The following is a 16,263-nucleotide window of genomic DNA, read 5'->3' as shown; positions in this document are numbered from 1 at the left end:
AGGCGCGATCAGGGACGCGATCAGGCGGGCCGGACCGCCTTCTGGAACGCGGCCGGGCCGAGCGCGTTCAGCACCTCGCCCCGGCGGAGGCCGCCTCGCCGCGCGGTCCCCACGCCGAACCGCAGGTTGTGGAGCGCGCTCGTCGAGTGTGCGTCCGTCGAGATCACGAAGCGGATACCGCGCTTGCGCGCCTCCTTGATCCACCGGGGCTCCATGTCGAGGCGGTACGGGTCCCCGTTCACCTCGACGGCCGCCCTCGACTCGGCCACGGCGTCGAGTACCTCCTCGACGCGGCACGCGAACGGCTCGCGCCGCTGGATGAGCCGGCCGAGCGCGTGCCCCCAGATCTTGAAGACCGGCAGCCGCATGGCGCTGACGAGCCTGCGCGTCATCTGGTCCGCGTCCATCTTCATGCGCGAGTGGATGCTCGCGATGACCACGTCGAGCTGCTCCAGGATCGCGTCCGGATAATCGAGCCTCCCCGACTCGAGGATATCCGACTCGGTGCCTCGGAGGAGCTTCACGCTCACGCGCTCCTGGACGCGGGCGATCTCGTCCCACTGCTGCTTCAGCCGGTCGAGGCCGACGCCGTTCGCGTAATGGGCGGCGGGCGAGTGATCGGTGATGGTGATGTATTTCATCCCCATCGCCTCGGCCTCCAGGGCCATCTCCTCGATCGTGTTCTTGCCGTCCGAGTACACCGTGTGGCAGTGCACCATCCCCTGGATATCGCCCTCCTCGACGAGCTCGCCCGCGCGGCCCGCCCGCGCGGCGCGCTCCACGGCAGCGACGATGTCCTCCGCGCTCTCGCGGAGCTCGGGCGCGATGTACGGGACGCCGAGGTGCTCGTAGAGATCCTCTTCCGTCTTCACGGAGAGGCGTTTCTTGCCCCGCGAGAGCCCTCTCTCGTCGAGCGTGAGCCCCAGCTCGCGCGCGAGCGCGCCGAGCGCCGAGAGGTAGTCGGGCGCCCCCGTCCGGTGGTGAAGCGCGGCCGCGTAGTCCCGGGGCGGCACGCAGAGGAGCTCGCCGCGCAGGCCGCCCGAGAGCCTCACCCTGCAACGCGCGTCGCCGCGCTCCTCGACCTCGGCGACCTGCGGGGACCGGACGAAGCAGTCGATCACCTGCGCGGCGTCGTCCGCCGCGGCCACGAGGTCGATGGCCGTCACCGTCTCTTCCCAGCGCCGGATCGAGCCCGCGAGATCGGCCTGCTCGGTCGCCTCGCAGCCGCGCACGTGGGCGAGGAGCGGCTCGGCCGCCTCGAGCGCGTCGACGAGCAGGACGCGCTCGTCGCGCGCCTCGTAGCGGGCTATCCCCTCGAGCAGGCTCGCCTCGGTCTTTGCCCCGAAGCCCTTCACCGCCCGGACCTTCCCGGCGAGACAGGCCCGCTTCAGCTCCTCCACGCTGCCGATGCCGAGCGCCTCGTGGAGCGCCTTCATCCGCTTGAGGCTCATGCCCGGCACCTGGGCGAGCTCCAGCACGCCGCTGGGGAGCTCGGCGCGGAGCTCCTCGAGCTGCCCGGAGCGCCCCGTCTGGTAGAGCTCGGCAATCTGGGCGGCGAGCGCCGGGCCGATGCCCTTGATGCCGGTGAGCTTCTTGCCCCGGACGAGCGCGCCGAGGTCGTCCGTGAGCTGCTCCAGCGCCTCGGCCCCCGTCTCGTAAGCGCGCGCTCTGAACGGGTTCTCCCCCTTGATCAGGAGGAGCGTGCCCGTCTCGCGGAGGGCGCGGGCGATGTCGAGCTTGTCGAGCATGGATGGCGCAACTCTAGCACTCGCGGGCCGCCGGAGTTCATGCCGCAAGGCCCCGTGCAGCGGGGCAGTTTGCCACAGCGCCACCGGCGGCCGCTCCCGGCCGGGAGCACCGAAGTACATGTATTTGCAATAAAATTTTCAAGCAGCTGTCGCGTCGCCAGCGATCGCCTCGGGCACTGTGGGCGGCTTCAGCAAGGAGAACGTGACGTGATGCTGCGCAGTCTTACCTGGATCGGCCTCGGCGCCGCGGCGCTGGCGCTTTCGGGGTGTTCCGACGATGGAAGCGAGGTACCGGGCGGTGGCCAGAGGGGCGGCGCCATCCTGGGCTTCAGCGACGAGCCGGCCGGCGATCGCTGCGAGAACGGCGGCACCCGGGTCGACTCCGGCCGCGACCTCAACGACAACGGCCAGATCGATGAGGGAGAGGTCGAGGCGACCACCTACGTGTGCAACGGGCTCGACGGCAAGGCGGGAGCGGATGGTCCCAAGGGCGAGCCTGGCGACGACGGCGCCAATGGCGCCAACGGCACTGACGGCGAGGACGGCGCTGACGGCGAGGACGGCGCTGACGGCGCTGACGGCGCCGATGGCAACGACGGCGCTGATGGCGACGACGCCCAGCAGGTGCTCATCGACATCGCGCCCGAGCCGAGCGGACCGAACTGCGCGAATGGCGGGCAGAAGGTGACCAGCGGGCTCGACGCCGACGACGATGGCGTGCTCGATGAAGGCGAGATCTCCGACACCGCCTATGTCTGCCACGGCGAGGACGGCGGGCGCGGCGTCGCGGGGTTCCAGCTCGTGGCCAAATACACGGCCCCCGGCGGGCCAATCGCCGAGATCGTGGCCGCCTCTCCGGACGGCAACGTGCTGGCTTACACGAGCAGCGTCACGCACACCGTGGGGTTCGTGGACATCTCCGACCCGAGGAGCCCCGCGCTCCTCGGCACGGTCGACATCGCCGGCGCGGTGAGCAATGGCAACGGTGAGGCCACCACGGTCGCGATCACGCCGGATGGCCGGTATGCGATCGCGGCGGTGAAGGACACGACGGATCCGATCCACAACGCCGATCCCGGCGCCCTGGTCTTCATCGACCTGGCGACCCGGGCGATCGCCGGCTCGGTGGCGGTCGGCGTCGGCCCGGACAGCCTCAAGATCACGCCGGACGGCGCCCGGGTGGTGGTCGCCATCGAGGACGAGGAGAACGCCGATGACAACGCGGTCGCCCAGGCGCGCCCCGGAAGCGTCCAGATCGTCACCATCGATGAGGGCAACCCCTCGGCGTCGACCGTGGCCACGATCGCGCTCGCGCCCGGAGTCGGCAACATCCCGGGCGATCCGCAGCCGGAGTACGTCGACATCACCAAAGACAGCAAGACAGCGATCGTGTCGCTTCAGGAGAACAACCTCATCGCGGTCATCGACATCGCCTCCGCGACGGTCACCCGTTATATCGAGGCCGGCACGTCCACGCACGCTCGCGCCGATCTCGCGTCGAACGGCGAGATCGAGCTCGCGAGCTCGGGCTTCACCGGGCTGCTCGAGCCGGACTCGGTGTGTCTGCTCGCGGATGGCCGGCACTTCGTGACGGCCAACGAGGGAGACACACCGAACGAGGCGACAGCCGCCGGCCTGTGGTCGGGCGGCCGGGGATTCTCGGTCTTCGACCTCGACGGCGCCCGCGTCTATGACAGCGGCGACGCCGTCGAGCGGCTCGCGGCGCGCGCCGGCGCCTACCCGGAAGGGCGCTCGGGCGACCGGGGCATCGAGCTCGAGGGCTGCGCGACCGGGGTGTTCGGCGGCACCGACTACGCCTTCTTGCTGGGCGAGCGCAACGCGACGCTGCTCGTCGTCGACGTGAGCGCCCCCGCGGCGCCGGTGCTGAAGCAGCTGCTCGGCGCCCCGATGCGGCCCGAGGGCGCGGTCGCGATCCCGTCGCGCAACCTCGTGGCGGTCAGCGGCGAGGGCGACGACGGCGTGGGCGGCGGCATCTGGCTGTATCGCTCGGTCACGGATCCGGCCGAGGTCGGCCACGGCCCCGACGTCTACGATGCCCGCTCGGGAGGCCTGGGCTTTGGCGCGCTCGGCGCCCTCGCGTACGAGCCGGCCACCGGCTTCCTGCTCGCGACGCCCGACAACGCCTTCGCGCGCCAGCGCATCTGGTCGTTCTGGCCCGATCACGGGGAGCGGCGGATGCAGCTCGTCCGGGAGCTGATCCTGAAGGACAGCGCCGGCGCCGAGCTCCTGGGCTACGATCCCGAGGGCATCTCGGTGAACCCCGAGGGCGGTTATGTCCTCGCCAGCGAGGGGTTCGCCGGCAACGGCGGCAGCGCGAGCTGCGTGGGCTCGGTGCTCAGCAATCGACTCCTGTTTTTCAACGAGCGCGGCCAGCTCGACCCCGGCTACGGCGACGGAGGCATCGTTGACCTCCCGTGCGGCGGCGACGCGAACGCGATCGACTGGTCGACGGTGCGCGCCAACGGCTTCGAGGGCATCGCCGTGGTCGACGGCGCGCCGTCTGCTTCAGGCGGCCTCAAGGTCTATGTGGCCATGCAGCGCGGGCTCACGACGGAGGGCCAGAACACCCGCATCGGCGAGTACGACGTCGATACAGGAGCCTGGAGCTGGTATTTCTACCCGCTCGACGCGAACCCCGGCGGACCCCGTGGCAACACGTTCCTGAGCGAGCTCATTCACGTGGGCGGCGACACGTTCGCGGTGGTCGAGCGCGATCAGGGCTGGGCAGGCGAGGCGGGGAACAAGACGATCCGCACCTTCGCGCTGTCGAGCGGCACACCGAACGACATCGTGGATCCGGTGGACAAGGCGCTCGCCTGCGATCTCCTGGAGCACCCGTTCCGCTTCGATCAGGAGAAGATCGAGGGGCTGGCGCTCGGCGCCGGCGGCCTGTGGGTCACGAACGACAACGACGGCGGCGAGGCGATGAGCTTCTTCGTCCGTCTCGACGCGTCGATGCTGGGCGTCCAGGGCGGAGACGGGGAGCCGGAGGAGCCAGGCGATCCCGAGGAGCCGGGCGATCCAGGTGGAGAGACCCTGGTCATCAACGAGGTGCGCTCGGCCGGCGAGGACTTCGTCGAGCTCCACAACCGTGGCGCATCGAATGTCGATGTCGGCGGCTATCGGCTCACGGACAGCGATCCATCGCACGAGCTCGTGCTGCCCGCGGGCACGGTGGTGCCTGCGGGGGGATACCTGCTGATCCGCGGAGAGAGCAGCGGGGAGCCGCTCAGGCTCACCTTCGGGCTCGGCTCAGGGGACTCGGCCATCCTGTACACGCCTGGCGGCGTCGTGATCGACGAGCACAGCTGGACAGGCCACGTCGATACGGCGAGCCGCTGCCCCAACGGGACGGGCGCGTTCATCGCGCCCGCGCCGGCGACCCCGGGCGCGGCCAACGGCTGCCCCTGAGGGCGGATCGCGGCGCCGGCGCTGCTCAGGGCTGTCCCCGCATTTCCTCTCCTATTTATTTTGCTGGTTTCTTGGCGTCATTGCCGCTCGCTCTCCGGCCCGACCTCCCGCAGTCGCGATAGGCATCGACCGGGAACGCCGAGATGGCCCGACCCGAGCTCAGCTCGCGGAGGATCGCGACGGTCTTCGTCCGCTCGGCGCGCTGGTACAGGTCGAGACGGCTCTTGCGCGCCTCGTCGAGGATCGGTCCTTGGACAGAAGCTCCGACACCCCCGACGCTCTACCGCAGGGGCCGCCCTTGACAGGGAGTATCCCATCGAGTTTGCTCCTCGCTCGCCTCCGAGGCGGCCCGCGGGGGGACACGTCGGGGGGCGAGAACGACGCGAGGAGGGAATCGCGATGGTCTACGTGCCGCCCAACCAAGAGGGCTCCAAGGTCTCGTTCAAGTCGCGCTACGGCAACTACATCGGCGGTGAGTGGGTCGCCCCGGTGAAGGGGGAGCATTTCGAGGACATCTCCCCCGTGACCGGCCGGCCCTTCTGCGAGATCCCGCGCTCCTTCGCCGAGGACATCGACAAGGCGCTCGACGCCGCGCACGCCGCGCGCGCCGCCTGGGGTCGAACCTCGCCGGCCGAGCGCGCGAGCATCCTGAACAAGATCGCCGACCGGATGGAGCAGAACGTAGAGAAGCTCGCAGTCGCCGAGACCTGGGAGAACGGCAAACCCGTGCGCGAGACGCTCGCCGCCGACCTGCCGCTCGCCATCGATCATTTCCGCTATTTCGCGAGCTGCATCCGTGGCGCCGAGGGCACGCTCGGCCAGCTCGACGACACCACCGTCGCCTACCATTTCTCCGAGCCGCTCGGCGTCGTCGGGCAGATCATCCCCTGGAACTTCCCGCTGCTCATGGCCGCATGGAAGCTCGCGCCCGCGCTCGCCGCCGGCAACTGTGTGGTCCTCAAGCCCGCCGAGCAGACGCCGGCCACGATCCTGCTCTGGGCCGAGCTCGTCGGCGATCTCCTCCCGCCGGGCGTGGTGAACATCGTGAACGGCTTCGGCTTCGAGGCCGGCAAACCCCTCGCGTCGAGCCCGCGCATCGCGAAGGTCGCCTTCACCGGCGAGACCACGACGGGCCGGCTCATCATGCAATATGCCTCCGAGAACCTGATCCCGGTCACGCTGGAGCTCGGCGGCAAGTCGCCGAACGTCTTCTTCGAGGACGTCTTTGCGGAGAACGACGATTTCGCCGACAAGGTGCTCGAAGGGTTCGCCATGTTCGCCCTGAACCAGGGCGAGGTCTGCACCTGCCCCTCGCGCGCGCTCGTGAGCGAGAAGATCTACGGCCAGTTCCTCGAGCGCGCCGTGGAGCGGACGAGGAGGATCAAGCAGGGCGACCCGCTCGATCCGGCGACGATGATCGGCGCGCAGGCCTCGAATGATCAGCTCGAGAAGATCCTTTCCTACATCGACATCGGCAAGAAGGAGGGAGCGAAGTGTCTGATCGGCGGCGAGCGCGTCCGGCTCGGCGGTGATCTCGACCACGGGTATTACGTCGCGCCGACGATCTTCGAGGGCACGAACCGGATGCGCGTCTTCCAGGAGGAGATCTTCGGTCCGGTCGTGAGCGTGACGAAGTTCAAGGACGAGGAGGAGGCGCTGTCGATCGCGAACGACACGCTGTACGGCCTCGGCGCGGGCGTGTGGACCCGCGACATCAACCGGGCGTATCGCATGGGCCGCGCGATCCAGGCGGGCCGCGTGTGGACGAACTGCTACCATCTCTATCCGGCCCACGCGGCGTTCGGCGGGTACAAGCAGTCGGGCATCGGGCGCGAGACGCACAAGATGATGCTCTCGCATTACCAGCAGACGAAGAGCCTGCTCGTCAGCTACAGCCCGAAGGCGCTGGGGTTCTTCTGATGGAAGCCCCGGCCCCGCCGCGCGTCGTGGCCACGGAGGCGGCCGCTGCCCTCATCCGGCGGCTCGCCGCGCGCCACGGCCCGCTGATGTTCCACCAGTCGGGGGGCTGCTGCGACGGCAGCGCCCCGATGTGTTATCCGCGTGGCGAGTTCAAGGTCGGCGAGCGGGACGTGCTGCTCGGCGAGATCGAGGGCTGCCCCGTGTACATCGGCGGCGCGCAGTTCGAGCTGTGGAGACACACGCAGCTCGTGATCGACGCCGTCCCGGGCCGCGGGGCCGGCTTCTCGATCGAGTCGCCGGAGGGGATGCGCTTCCTCACGCGCTCCAACGTCTTCGGCGGAGACGAACTCTGCGCGCTCGACGCCGTCGGCGTCAAGCGCGGTCCACAAGGCTGAGCGCGGCATCACGCACGAACAGCGCACAGAGCCGCCCCGCGAGAGGCGAAGGCACTCTCTCTATCGCCAAGGGCTGTACTGGTACCACTGCATCCCCACGTCAGCGCGCGCTGGCCGCCACCTTTGCCGGCGTCACGCCGAGGACGCGGCGCATGCACCTCGCCATGTGGCTCTGGTGCGCGAACCCGGCTTCGATCGCCACCTGGCTGGCGGGCAGGTCGCCGCGCAGGAGCAGCGCCTTCGCGCGCTCCACCCGGCGCTGGATCACGTACTCGTGCACCGGCACGCCGGTCGACCGCTTGAACAGCGTCTTGAGGTGGGACGCGCTGACCCCGGCGACGCCGGCCAGCCGATCGAGCGACAGGTCGTGATCGAGGTGCTCCTCGATGTACGCCGTCACGCGCCGTAGCTGCGGCGCAGACAACCCTCGCCGCAGGCGGCCCGGCGCCTTGTAACGGCCGAGCAGGTGCGCGGCGAGCGCGACGCCGAGGCTCTCCCTGTAGAGAAGCCCGGTCGGATCGCCGGCCCTGCGCTCGGCGTCGAGCGCCCAGGCGATGTGCTCGATCTGCGGGTCCTTGATCTGGTGGCGCGGCTCCAGGCCGGCTTTGTCGGGATCGAGCCCTATGTCCGCTGCGACCCGGCGCAGCAGCGAAGGGGACAGCGACAGGATGAGCGAGGTGCCCGCGTCGTCCTCCTGCCAGACGTCCGAGGCTCCGGCGGGGATCAGGTCCACGTCGCCGCGCGTGTAGACGAACCGATCGGCGCGGCAGGCCCCGCGTACCGGCGCGCCCGCATGGATCTTCACCCGATGATCCTGCGAGGCCTCGAGCGCGATCACGCCAGGCTGGGTCGAGTGAACGCCGACATGTACCCCGACGTATGGGCGCGGCGCGCCCGCGGGCGGCTCCAGTCGGATGGGAGCTCGGGTCTGTCCGATGACCTGCATCCCCGCCAGTATCCACCGCCGCCGAGCGGCGCGCCACGGGGCGGCTCCGCGCTCGCCGCCGTCCGAACGTGCTCTCCGGGCGTCCGATCGTGCGCGACGGCCCGGGTCGCAGGCCCCCACCTTGGCGGGCACGAAGGGGCGCCCGTCATCGGCAGACGGGCCGCAAACGAAGGAGCTCACATGCGTGAAGTCACGGTCATCGGTCTGGGTCTCATGGGCACCGCGCTCGCTCGGGAATTGCTCCGCAGCGGCTCTCGCGTCACCGTCTGGAACCGCTCGATCGCGAAGGCCGCGCCGCTCGTCGCGGAGGGAGCGGTGCTGGCCCCGAGCGCGGCCGCAGCGGCGCAGGCGAGCGAGATCGTGATCACCTGCATCACCGACTACCGCGCGACGTACGGCGTGCTGGAGGGGCGCGACGTGGTCTCCTCCCTCGCCGGCAAGGTGCTCGTCCAGCTCAGCACGGGCAGCCCCGAGGACGCGCGTACCCTCGAAGCGTGGGCGAAGCAGCGCGGCATCGACTACCTCGACGGCGCCATCCTGGCCACCCCGAGCCAGATGGGGAAGCCGGAGAGCAGCATCCTCGTCTCGGGCTCGGGCTCGGCTTACGAGAAGAGCAAGCCGCTGCTCGAGAGCACGGCCGGGGCCGTGAGCTACCTCGGGGAGAAGGTCGGCTGGGCAGCGGCCATGGACCTGGCGTTCCTGTCGCACCTGTTCGCGGGGCTCCTCGGCTTCTACCACGGCGCCCGCATCTGCGAGGCCGAAGGGATCCGCGTGGCCGACTTCGGGGCCATGGCCGCCGTCGTCGCTCCGGCCATCGGTGGGATGGTCAAGCACGACGCGGACTCCATCCAGTCCGGAGCGTACGAGGCAGAGGAGGCCACGCTGGAGATCTGCGCGCAGGCCGTCGAGCTCATCCAGCGGCACGCGCGGGAAGCGCGGATCAACGCCGAGCTCCCGGCGTTCGCCGCGGCGCTCTTCAGGAAGGGAGTTGCCGCGGGCCACGGGGCGGAGTCGTCAGCCGCGCTCATCAAGGTGTTTCGCGAGAGCGCTTGAAGGTGGCGAGCCGCGCGCACGCGGGCAGAGGAGCGAGCTCCGGATCCATCTCAAGCACCATTGCAGCTTCATCGGCAACTTGGGCATCGTCTGCCGCCATACCCCCCTGAACAGATCGAGCTGCTCACCAGCAGCCTCGAATGCATCGCCTCGATCTTTGCTAGCACTGCCTTGAAATAGGAACGTAAGCCCTCCGCGACGCTGCCGGCGAGGGCCGCGCGGAGGCTCACGGCCCTGGCAGGTCGCGCGCGCACATCGCCGAACCATAGTAGTGGCGACCACTGGTCTCGTAGGGTGCGCGGTAGGTCGTCGTCTGCCGGTATCCGGCGGCGACGAAGCTCCCGCCGTGCGTGACGCGCAGGGCAGCGTGGTTGTCTAGCCGGGAGCAATCGGCGCACGGCACTGGGTCGGCAGGCGCCCGCCGTCCCACGCGCAAAACGCGAACAGCTCGAGCCATGTCGCGCACACGATGGGTTTGTCCTCGTTCGCGGCCGCAGCGGTCGAGGCGGTCGCGTGGCCATTTGAGCCCTTAGGTGCGAGCGCCGCCGCTCTGGTTGTGCGACATGGCGTCGCGGAACGGGCGCTCCCCCGGCGCGAGCGCCGGAGGTCGGCCAGCACCTCCGGGCGATGGACGGGGCACCGTCCACGAAGGCGACGATCGAGCGCTGCCGCGCGCTGCTGCACGAGAGATCGGTCGGGCGGTGGACGGCGACGGCGTTCGCGAGCCAGCGTGTGGAGCAGGTCCTGCCATGATGTCATCAACAGGATGGCCCCCGGGCGGGGCGCAGCGCGCGCTGGGGGTTCGCGGAGGAGGACGGTTGATGTCCGGCGCCTCGCCGCTCAAAGCGGTGGCCATGCGCGCCGATCATGGCAGCATGCGTCGCACATTCCCGTAGCAGGCTCCTGTGGACACCACCATTCCCATCTGCTCCGATCCCGGGGCGTCGTCCCGTTACGCCATCATCGAGGTCCTCTGCGAGGGGTCAGACACCCTTCTTTACCGAGGTGTACGCGAGCGCGACGGCCATCCCGTGGTGCTCAAGGTCCTCCGGCGCGATCACGCGAGCCCCCATGCCCGCGAGCGACTGCGTCACGAATACGAGATCGCCCGGGCGCTCGAGGCCGCGGCCGTCGTCAAGCCCTATGCGCTCGAGGTGCTCGGCGATCAGCCGGCGCTGGTGCTGGAGGATTTCGGCGGCGTGTCGCTCGATCGGCTCATCGATGGGCCGATATCGCTCGAGCGCTTCTTCCCCCTCGCCGTCCGCCTGGTCGAGGCGATCGCCGGGCTGCATCGACACGGCGTCGTCCACAAGGACATCAAGCCCCAGAACCTGCTCCTCCACCCCGCCACCGGCCAGGTGAAGATCACCGACCTGGGGATTGCGTCCTGGATACCCCGCGAGCTCCAGCACCTCGAGCACGTCGGGCTCATCGAGGGGACGCTCGCGTACATGGCCCCGGAGCAGACGGGCCGGATGAACCGCTGGATCGACCAGCGGACCGATCTCTACTCCCTGGGCGTCGTCCTCTACGAGATGCTGACGGGCACCCTGCCGTTCCAGGCCAGCGATCCTGTTGAGTGGGTCTATTGCCATATCGCGCAGAAGCCGGTCCCGCCGCACGCGCTCGTCCCTTCGATTCCTCCGCTCGTGTCGCAGGCCGTGCTCAAGCTGCTCTCCAAGGCCGCCGAGGAGCGTTACCAGAGCGCGGCCGGCCTGTGGCACGATCTGGACGAGGCCTTCGCGAGGTGGCGGACGAGCGGCGCCATTCCGCCCTTCGCGCTCGGTGCGCGCGACGTCTCGGACCGGTTCCAGATCCCGCAGCGGCTGTACGGGCGGGAGCGCGAGGTGGCGGCGCTCCTCGCCGTGTTCGAGCGGGTGGTGGCAGAGGGCCGGCCAGAGCTCGTCCTCGTGTCGGGGTACTCGGGCATCGGCAAGTCGTCGCTCGTCGCCGAGCTGCACCGGCCGATCGTGAGGGAGCGGGGGTTCTTCCTCTCCGGCAAGTTCGATCAAACCGCGAGGGACCTCCCCTACCGTGCTTTCCTTCAGGCGTTCCGGGCGCTTTTGCAGGAGATCCTGGGCGCGAGCGAGGAGCAGGTCGAGCGCTGGAGACAGCGCTTCCGGGAGGCCCTCGGCCCAAATGGGAGGCTGCTCGCCGACGTGCTCCCCGAGCTCGAGCTGCTCCTCGGCCCCCAGCCGCCCGTGCCCGAGCTCCCGCCCGCCGAGGCCCAGGGCCGGCTGCTCGCGACGCTCCAGCGCTTCGTCGCGGCGTGCGCCCGGAAGGAACACCCCGTGGCGCTCTTCCTCGACGATCTGCAGTGGGCCGACGCGGCCAGCCTCCTCCTGCTCGAACAGCTCGCCACCTACGCCGGGTCCGAGCACCTGCTGCTGATCGGCGCCTACCGCGACAACGAGGTCGGCCCTGCGCACCCGCTGCGGCTCACGCTGGCCGAGGCGCGGAAGCGCGGCGCCGTCGTCTCCGAGCTCGCGCTCGATCCGCTCTCGGCCGCCCACGTCGGGGCGCTCGTCGCCGAGGCGATCCACGCGCCCGAAGAGCAGGTCGAGCCGCTCTCGCGGCTCGTCTACGAGATGACCGGCGGCAACCCGTTCTTCGTGTTCCAGCTCCTGATCGCGCTGCACCAGGAGGGGATTATCGCCTTTGACGCAGACGAGAGGGCATGGCGGTGGGACATCGCCGCGATCCGCGACAAGGGGTTCGCCGACAACGTCGTCGAGCTCATGGCGGCCAAGCTGAAGCGGCTCTCGGTCCCAACGCGGGACGCGCTCACGCTCGCCGCTTGCCTCGGCAGCAGCCTGGACCTCGACGCCCTCGCGATCGTCGCGAGCCGTCCAGCGGCGGAGCTCCGCGACGCGCTCGAGGAGGCCGTGGGCGAGGGGCTGCTGCTCCGCCGGGGCTCGGCCTATCGATTCCTCCATGACCGGGTGCAGCAGGCCGCTTATTCGCTCATCCCGGAGGGACGGCTCACCGAGATGCACCTCCGGATCGGGCGGCTGCTCCTCAGGGCGCAGCGCGCGGACGAGCGCGACGAGGCGCTCTTCGACGTCGTCGGCCACCTCGACCGCGGCGCCGCGCTCATCCACTCCCAGGCGGAGCGGGACGAGGTCGCCGCGCTGAACCTCCGCGCCGGCAGGAAGGCCAAGGCCGCCGCGGCCTTCCAGTCCGCCGCCGCGCTCTTCGCCGCGGGCCTCGCCCTGCTCGCGCCGGACTCTTGGGAGACGCAGCACGAGCTGACCTACGACCTGACGCTCGAGCGCGCGCGCGCCGCGTACATCACCGGCGGCATCGACGAGGCCGAGCGGCTCCTGCAAGAGCTCATGGAGCGCGCGCGGACCCGGCGCGAGACGGCCGCCGCCGTCGAGCTCGCCCTCGCCTTCTACCAGACCCGCGGGCGATGCAACCGCGCGCTGGAGATCGGGCTCGCGTGGCTCCGCGCCTGCGACATCGAGCTGCCGCTCCAGCCCACCGACGCACAGATCGACGAGGAGACCGAGGGCGTCTGGCAGGCCCTGGGCGATCGGGCGATCGAGGACCTGATCCATCTGCCCCCCATGACGCACCCGGAGATGAAGCTCACGATGGGCGTGCTGCAGGGGCTGTCCCTCCCTGCGCTCTTCGTGAACCCGAACCTGCACTTTCTCATCGTCCTGCGCATGGTCCAGCTCAGCCTGCGCCACGGCAAAACCGAGAGCTCCGCGTACGCGCTCGCCGCCTTCGCGAGGGTGATCGGCCCGAGGTTCGGGCGATACCAGGAGGCCTATCGGTTCGGCAAGCTCGGCTGCGACCTGGCAGACAGGAGCGGTCTCCTCACCACGAAATCGGTGGTGTTCACGGCCTTCGGACAGCATGTCGTGTTCTGGACACGCCACTACCGAGAGGCAGCTCCGTACGCGCGCGCCGGCTTCAGCGCCGCGGTCGAGGCCGGTGATCTGAACATGGCGTGCTTCAATTGCCTCTGGTCCGCGCTGTTCCCGCTGCTCGCCGGCGAGCCGCTGGAGGACGTGCTCCGCGAGGTCGAAGAGCGCCTCGGCGTCGCGCGCAGGGCCGGTCACGCGTTGGTGCACAGCGCCCTCCTCGGCGCCCACGCCATGATCCAGACGCTGCGGGGGAGGCCGATCCTCTTCTCGATGCTGGACGGGTCCGAGCTGGATCCGCCAGCCTTCGAGGCGCGGCTGGAGGAGGGGAGTCTGCAGCGCATTCGCAGCGTCTATTATGGCTTGAAGGCCCAGGTGCTCTTCGTGCTCGGCTCTCCCAGGGAGGCGTCCGCGGCGGCGACCTGCGTGATGGTCGAGAACCCCTTCAGGAGCGAGCCCTACGCGCTCATCGCCGAGGACTTCTACTATCTCGCGCTCTCGCTCGCGGCGCTCGCCGACGCGCCGCACGCGGAGCGGGATTCCCCGCTGCGTGCGCTCCCCGAGCAGCTCCTCGAGTGCGAGCGACAGCTCGGCGAGTGGGCCAGGAACGGCCCCGACAACTTCCTCCACAAGCACGCCCTGGTCCGCGCCGAGATCGCCCGGCTCCGCGGCCAGGACCTGGAGGCCATCGGGCTCTACGAGCAGGCCATCGCGGCGGCGCGGGAGGGCGGCTTCGTCCAGCACGAGGCCATCGCCTGCGAGCTCGCCGCGGCGTTCTACCGCGCGCGCGGCCTCGCGACGCCCGCCGACAGCTACCTGCAAAAGGCCCGGGCCGGCTACTTCACGTGGGGCGCTCACGCCAAGGTGGAGCAGCTCGATCAGCGCTATCCCCACCTCGCCCCGCGCAAGCCGATCGCCCCCACCGTCACCTTCGCCGTGCGAGCCGAGCAGTTCGACGTCCTGCCGGTGGTGAAGGCCTCGCAGAGCATCTCCGGCGAGCTCAAGCTCCCTCGCCTGCTCGAGATGCTGCTTCGCATCGTGGTCGAGCACGCGGGCGCCGAGAAGGGGTGCGTCCTGCTGGTCCGGGAGGATCGCCCGTGGGCTGCGGCGATCGAGACGCCGGAGGGCGCGGTGCGGCTGCTCGGCGCGGACGAGGCGCCTTCCGCCGCGCTGCCAGAGGCCGTCCTCAACTACGTCCGCCGGAGCCACGAGCGCGTGCTGCTCGACGACGCCGCCGCCCGGCACCCCTTCATGGAGGACGAGTATTTCCGGCGCAAGCGCCCGAGATCGGTGCTGTGCGTCCCGATCATGCGCGAGGCCCAGCTCATCGGCCTGCTCTACCTGGAGAACAACCTCGTCACTGGCGCCTTCACCCCCGGCCGGCTCAGCGTCATCGAGCTGCTCGCCTCGCAGTCGGCGATCTCGCTGGAAAACGCCACGCTCTATTCCGAGCTGGAGCAGGAGAACGCCGAGCGGCGGCGAGCGGAGCAGGCGCTCAAGGCCACCGAACAGGCCGAGCGCTTCCTGGCCGGGGCGAGCCGCAAGCTGATGGCCCTCGGCTACAACGCGACCCTCGAGAGCGTGGCAGAGCTCGCGGTGCCCGAGCTGGCCGACCAGTGCGTCATCGACGTGGACCTCGCCCGCGGCGCCCCGGGACACGCCGTCTCCGCAGGCGTGCCCGCCGAGCGGGCCGACGCCGTGATGGACGCGCTGCGGCCCCTGGCGGCGGCGTCGCCGGAACGGCCCGTGGTGGGCGACATCCGCGCCGCGCCCCTGCTCGGGCAGCTCGGCATTCACGCCTTCCTCCGGGTTCCTCTCCTCGCGCGCGACCGGTGCTTCGGAGCCATGACCCTGCTGGCGACCGTGCCCGGGCGCCGTTACGACCCTGCCGACCTGCGGCTGGCCGAGGAGCTCGGGTACCGTGCGGCGCTCGCCCTCGACAACGCCCGCCTGTTCGCCGAGGCCCAGGAGGCCATCGCGCGGAGGGATGAGTTCCTCGTCGTCGCCTCCCACGAGCTCAAGACCCCGCTGACCTCGCTGCAGCTGCAGGCGCAGCGCGCCGAGCGGCTCTTGCGTCGCTACCAGCACGCGGAGCTCGCCTCCGAGCGGATCCATGCCGCGCTTCAGGTCCTCAATCGCCAGATCGCGCGGCTCGTGCACCTGGTCGACGAGCTGCTCGACGTCACGCGGCTGAACGCCGGGCGGCTGACGCTCGCGCGCGCGCCGGTCGATCTGGCGGCCCTGGCGCGCGAGGTCGTCGAGCGGATGAGCCAGCAGCTCGCCGACGCCCGCTGCAGCGTCCAGCTCGAGCTGGGCGAGCCTGTGATCGGGCGCTGGGATCCGTCTCGCATGGAGCAGGTGCTCATCAACCTCCTGTCGAACGCGATGAAGTACGGCGCAGGCAGGGCGATTCTCGTCGGCGTGCGGAGGCAGGCCGATCGCGCGCTGCTGGTCGTCCGGGATCAGGGGATCGGGATCGCGGAGGCCGATCAGAGCAGGATCTTCGAGCGCTTCGAGCGCGCGGTGTCGGTGCGCAACTTCGGCGGCCTCGGCCTGGGGCTCTTCATTGCACGCTCGATCGTGGCGTCGCACGGCGGATCCATCCGGGTGGAGAGCAAGCCGGGCGCGGGCGCGACGTTCGTGGTGGAGCTCCCGCTGAGCCCGCCGGAGGCGGAGGAGCGCGGCGCCGCGCCGGCCTAGCCCACCGTTCAGTTTGGAAGGGCCGCCAGCGCGCTCGCCCCACGTCGGTCCTGAGCGCTCCGACCTCTGTCCCGATGGGGTTGAGCGCAGCGCCGCGCTTCATGCTGATCCCGGCCATGGAGGTGCCGCCCGCAGCGGTGCTCGACCACCCAGCGCCAGGCGTTCGCTGAAGGCAGGAGGGAGCCCGACGCCATCCT

Annotated in this window: 7 protein-coding genes; 5 read left to right on the top strand and 2 right to left on the bottom strand. The window is 70.3% G+C overall.

The features are described from left to right. Window positions 1-20 precede the first annotated feature (20 nt). Window positions 21-1,748: a helix-hairpin-helix domain-containing protein gene (locus WMF12_RS45770; RefSeq protein ID WP_437855153.1), complete on the bottom strand. Its 1,728-nt coding sequence runs from the start codon at window positions 1,746-1,748 to the stop codon at window positions 21-23. A gap of 210 nt (window positions 1,749-1,958) precedes the next feature. Here WMF12_RS45770 and WMF12_RS45765 point away from each other — a divergent pair, with 210 nt between their 5' ends. The 3 genes from WMF12_RS45765 to WMF12_RS45755 all read left to right on the top strand — a co-directional run bounded on the left by WMF12_RS45765 (window position 1,959) and on the right by WMF12_RS45755 (window position 7,495). Next, entirely contained in the window at window positions 1,959-5,180 is a 3,222-nt protein-coding gene (locus WMF12_RS45765) for an esterase-like activity of phytase family protein (protein ID WP_437855150.1), read from the top strand. A gap of 399 nt (window positions 5,181-5,579) precedes the next feature. Then, window positions 5,580-7,100, top strand: coding sequence for an aldehyde dehydrogenase (gene adh / locus WMF12_RS45760; protein WP_437855148.1), 1,521 nt, complete (start codon window positions 5,580-5,582; stop codon window positions 7,098-7,100). After that, complete coding sequence (locus WMF12_RS45755) at window positions 7,100-7,495, top strand: DUF779 domain-containing protein (protein WP_437855146.1); 396 nt, start codon at window positions 7,100-7,102, stop codon at window positions 7,493-7,495. The genes adh and WMF12_RS45755 overlap by 1 nt, the downstream gene beginning before the upstream one ends. 100 nt (window positions 7,496-7,595) lie before the next feature. Here the strand turns inward: WMF12_RS45755 and WMF12_RS45750 are convergent, their stop codons facing one another. Then, window positions 7,596-8,300 (bottom strand): helix-turn-helix domain-containing protein, encoded by a 705-nt coding sequence (locus WMF12_RS45750; RefSeq protein ID WP_437855144.1) that lies wholly within the window; start codon window positions 8,298-8,300, stop codon window positions 7,596-7,598. 321 nt (window positions 8,301-8,621) lie between these two features. On the opposite strand from WMF12_RS45750, the gene WMF12_RS45745 reads away from it, so the two are divergent. Beyond that, complete coding sequence (locus WMF12_RS45745) at window positions 8,622-9,494, top strand: NAD(P)-dependent oxidoreductase (protein ID WP_437855141.1); 873 nt, start codon at window positions 8,622-8,624, stop codon at window positions 9,492-9,494. Window positions 9,495-10,399: 905 nt separating this feature from the next. Continuing rightward, window positions 10,400-16,066, top strand: a complete 5,667-nt coding sequence (locus WMF12_RS45740; RefSeq protein ID WP_437855138.1) for an AAA family ATPase — start codon at window positions 10,400-10,402, stop codon at window positions 16,064-16,066. Window positions 16,067-16,263: the final 197 nt, after the last annotated feature.

The sequence above is a fragment of the Sorangium sp. So ce363 genome (genome assembly GCF_051520435.1).
Lineage (GTDB): Bacteria > Myxococcota_A > Polyangia > Polyangiales > Polyangiaceae > Sorangium > Sorangium cellulosum_B.
Note: the sequence above shows the minus strand (reverse complement) of the source record. Positions and strands in the feature narration are given on the sequence as shown.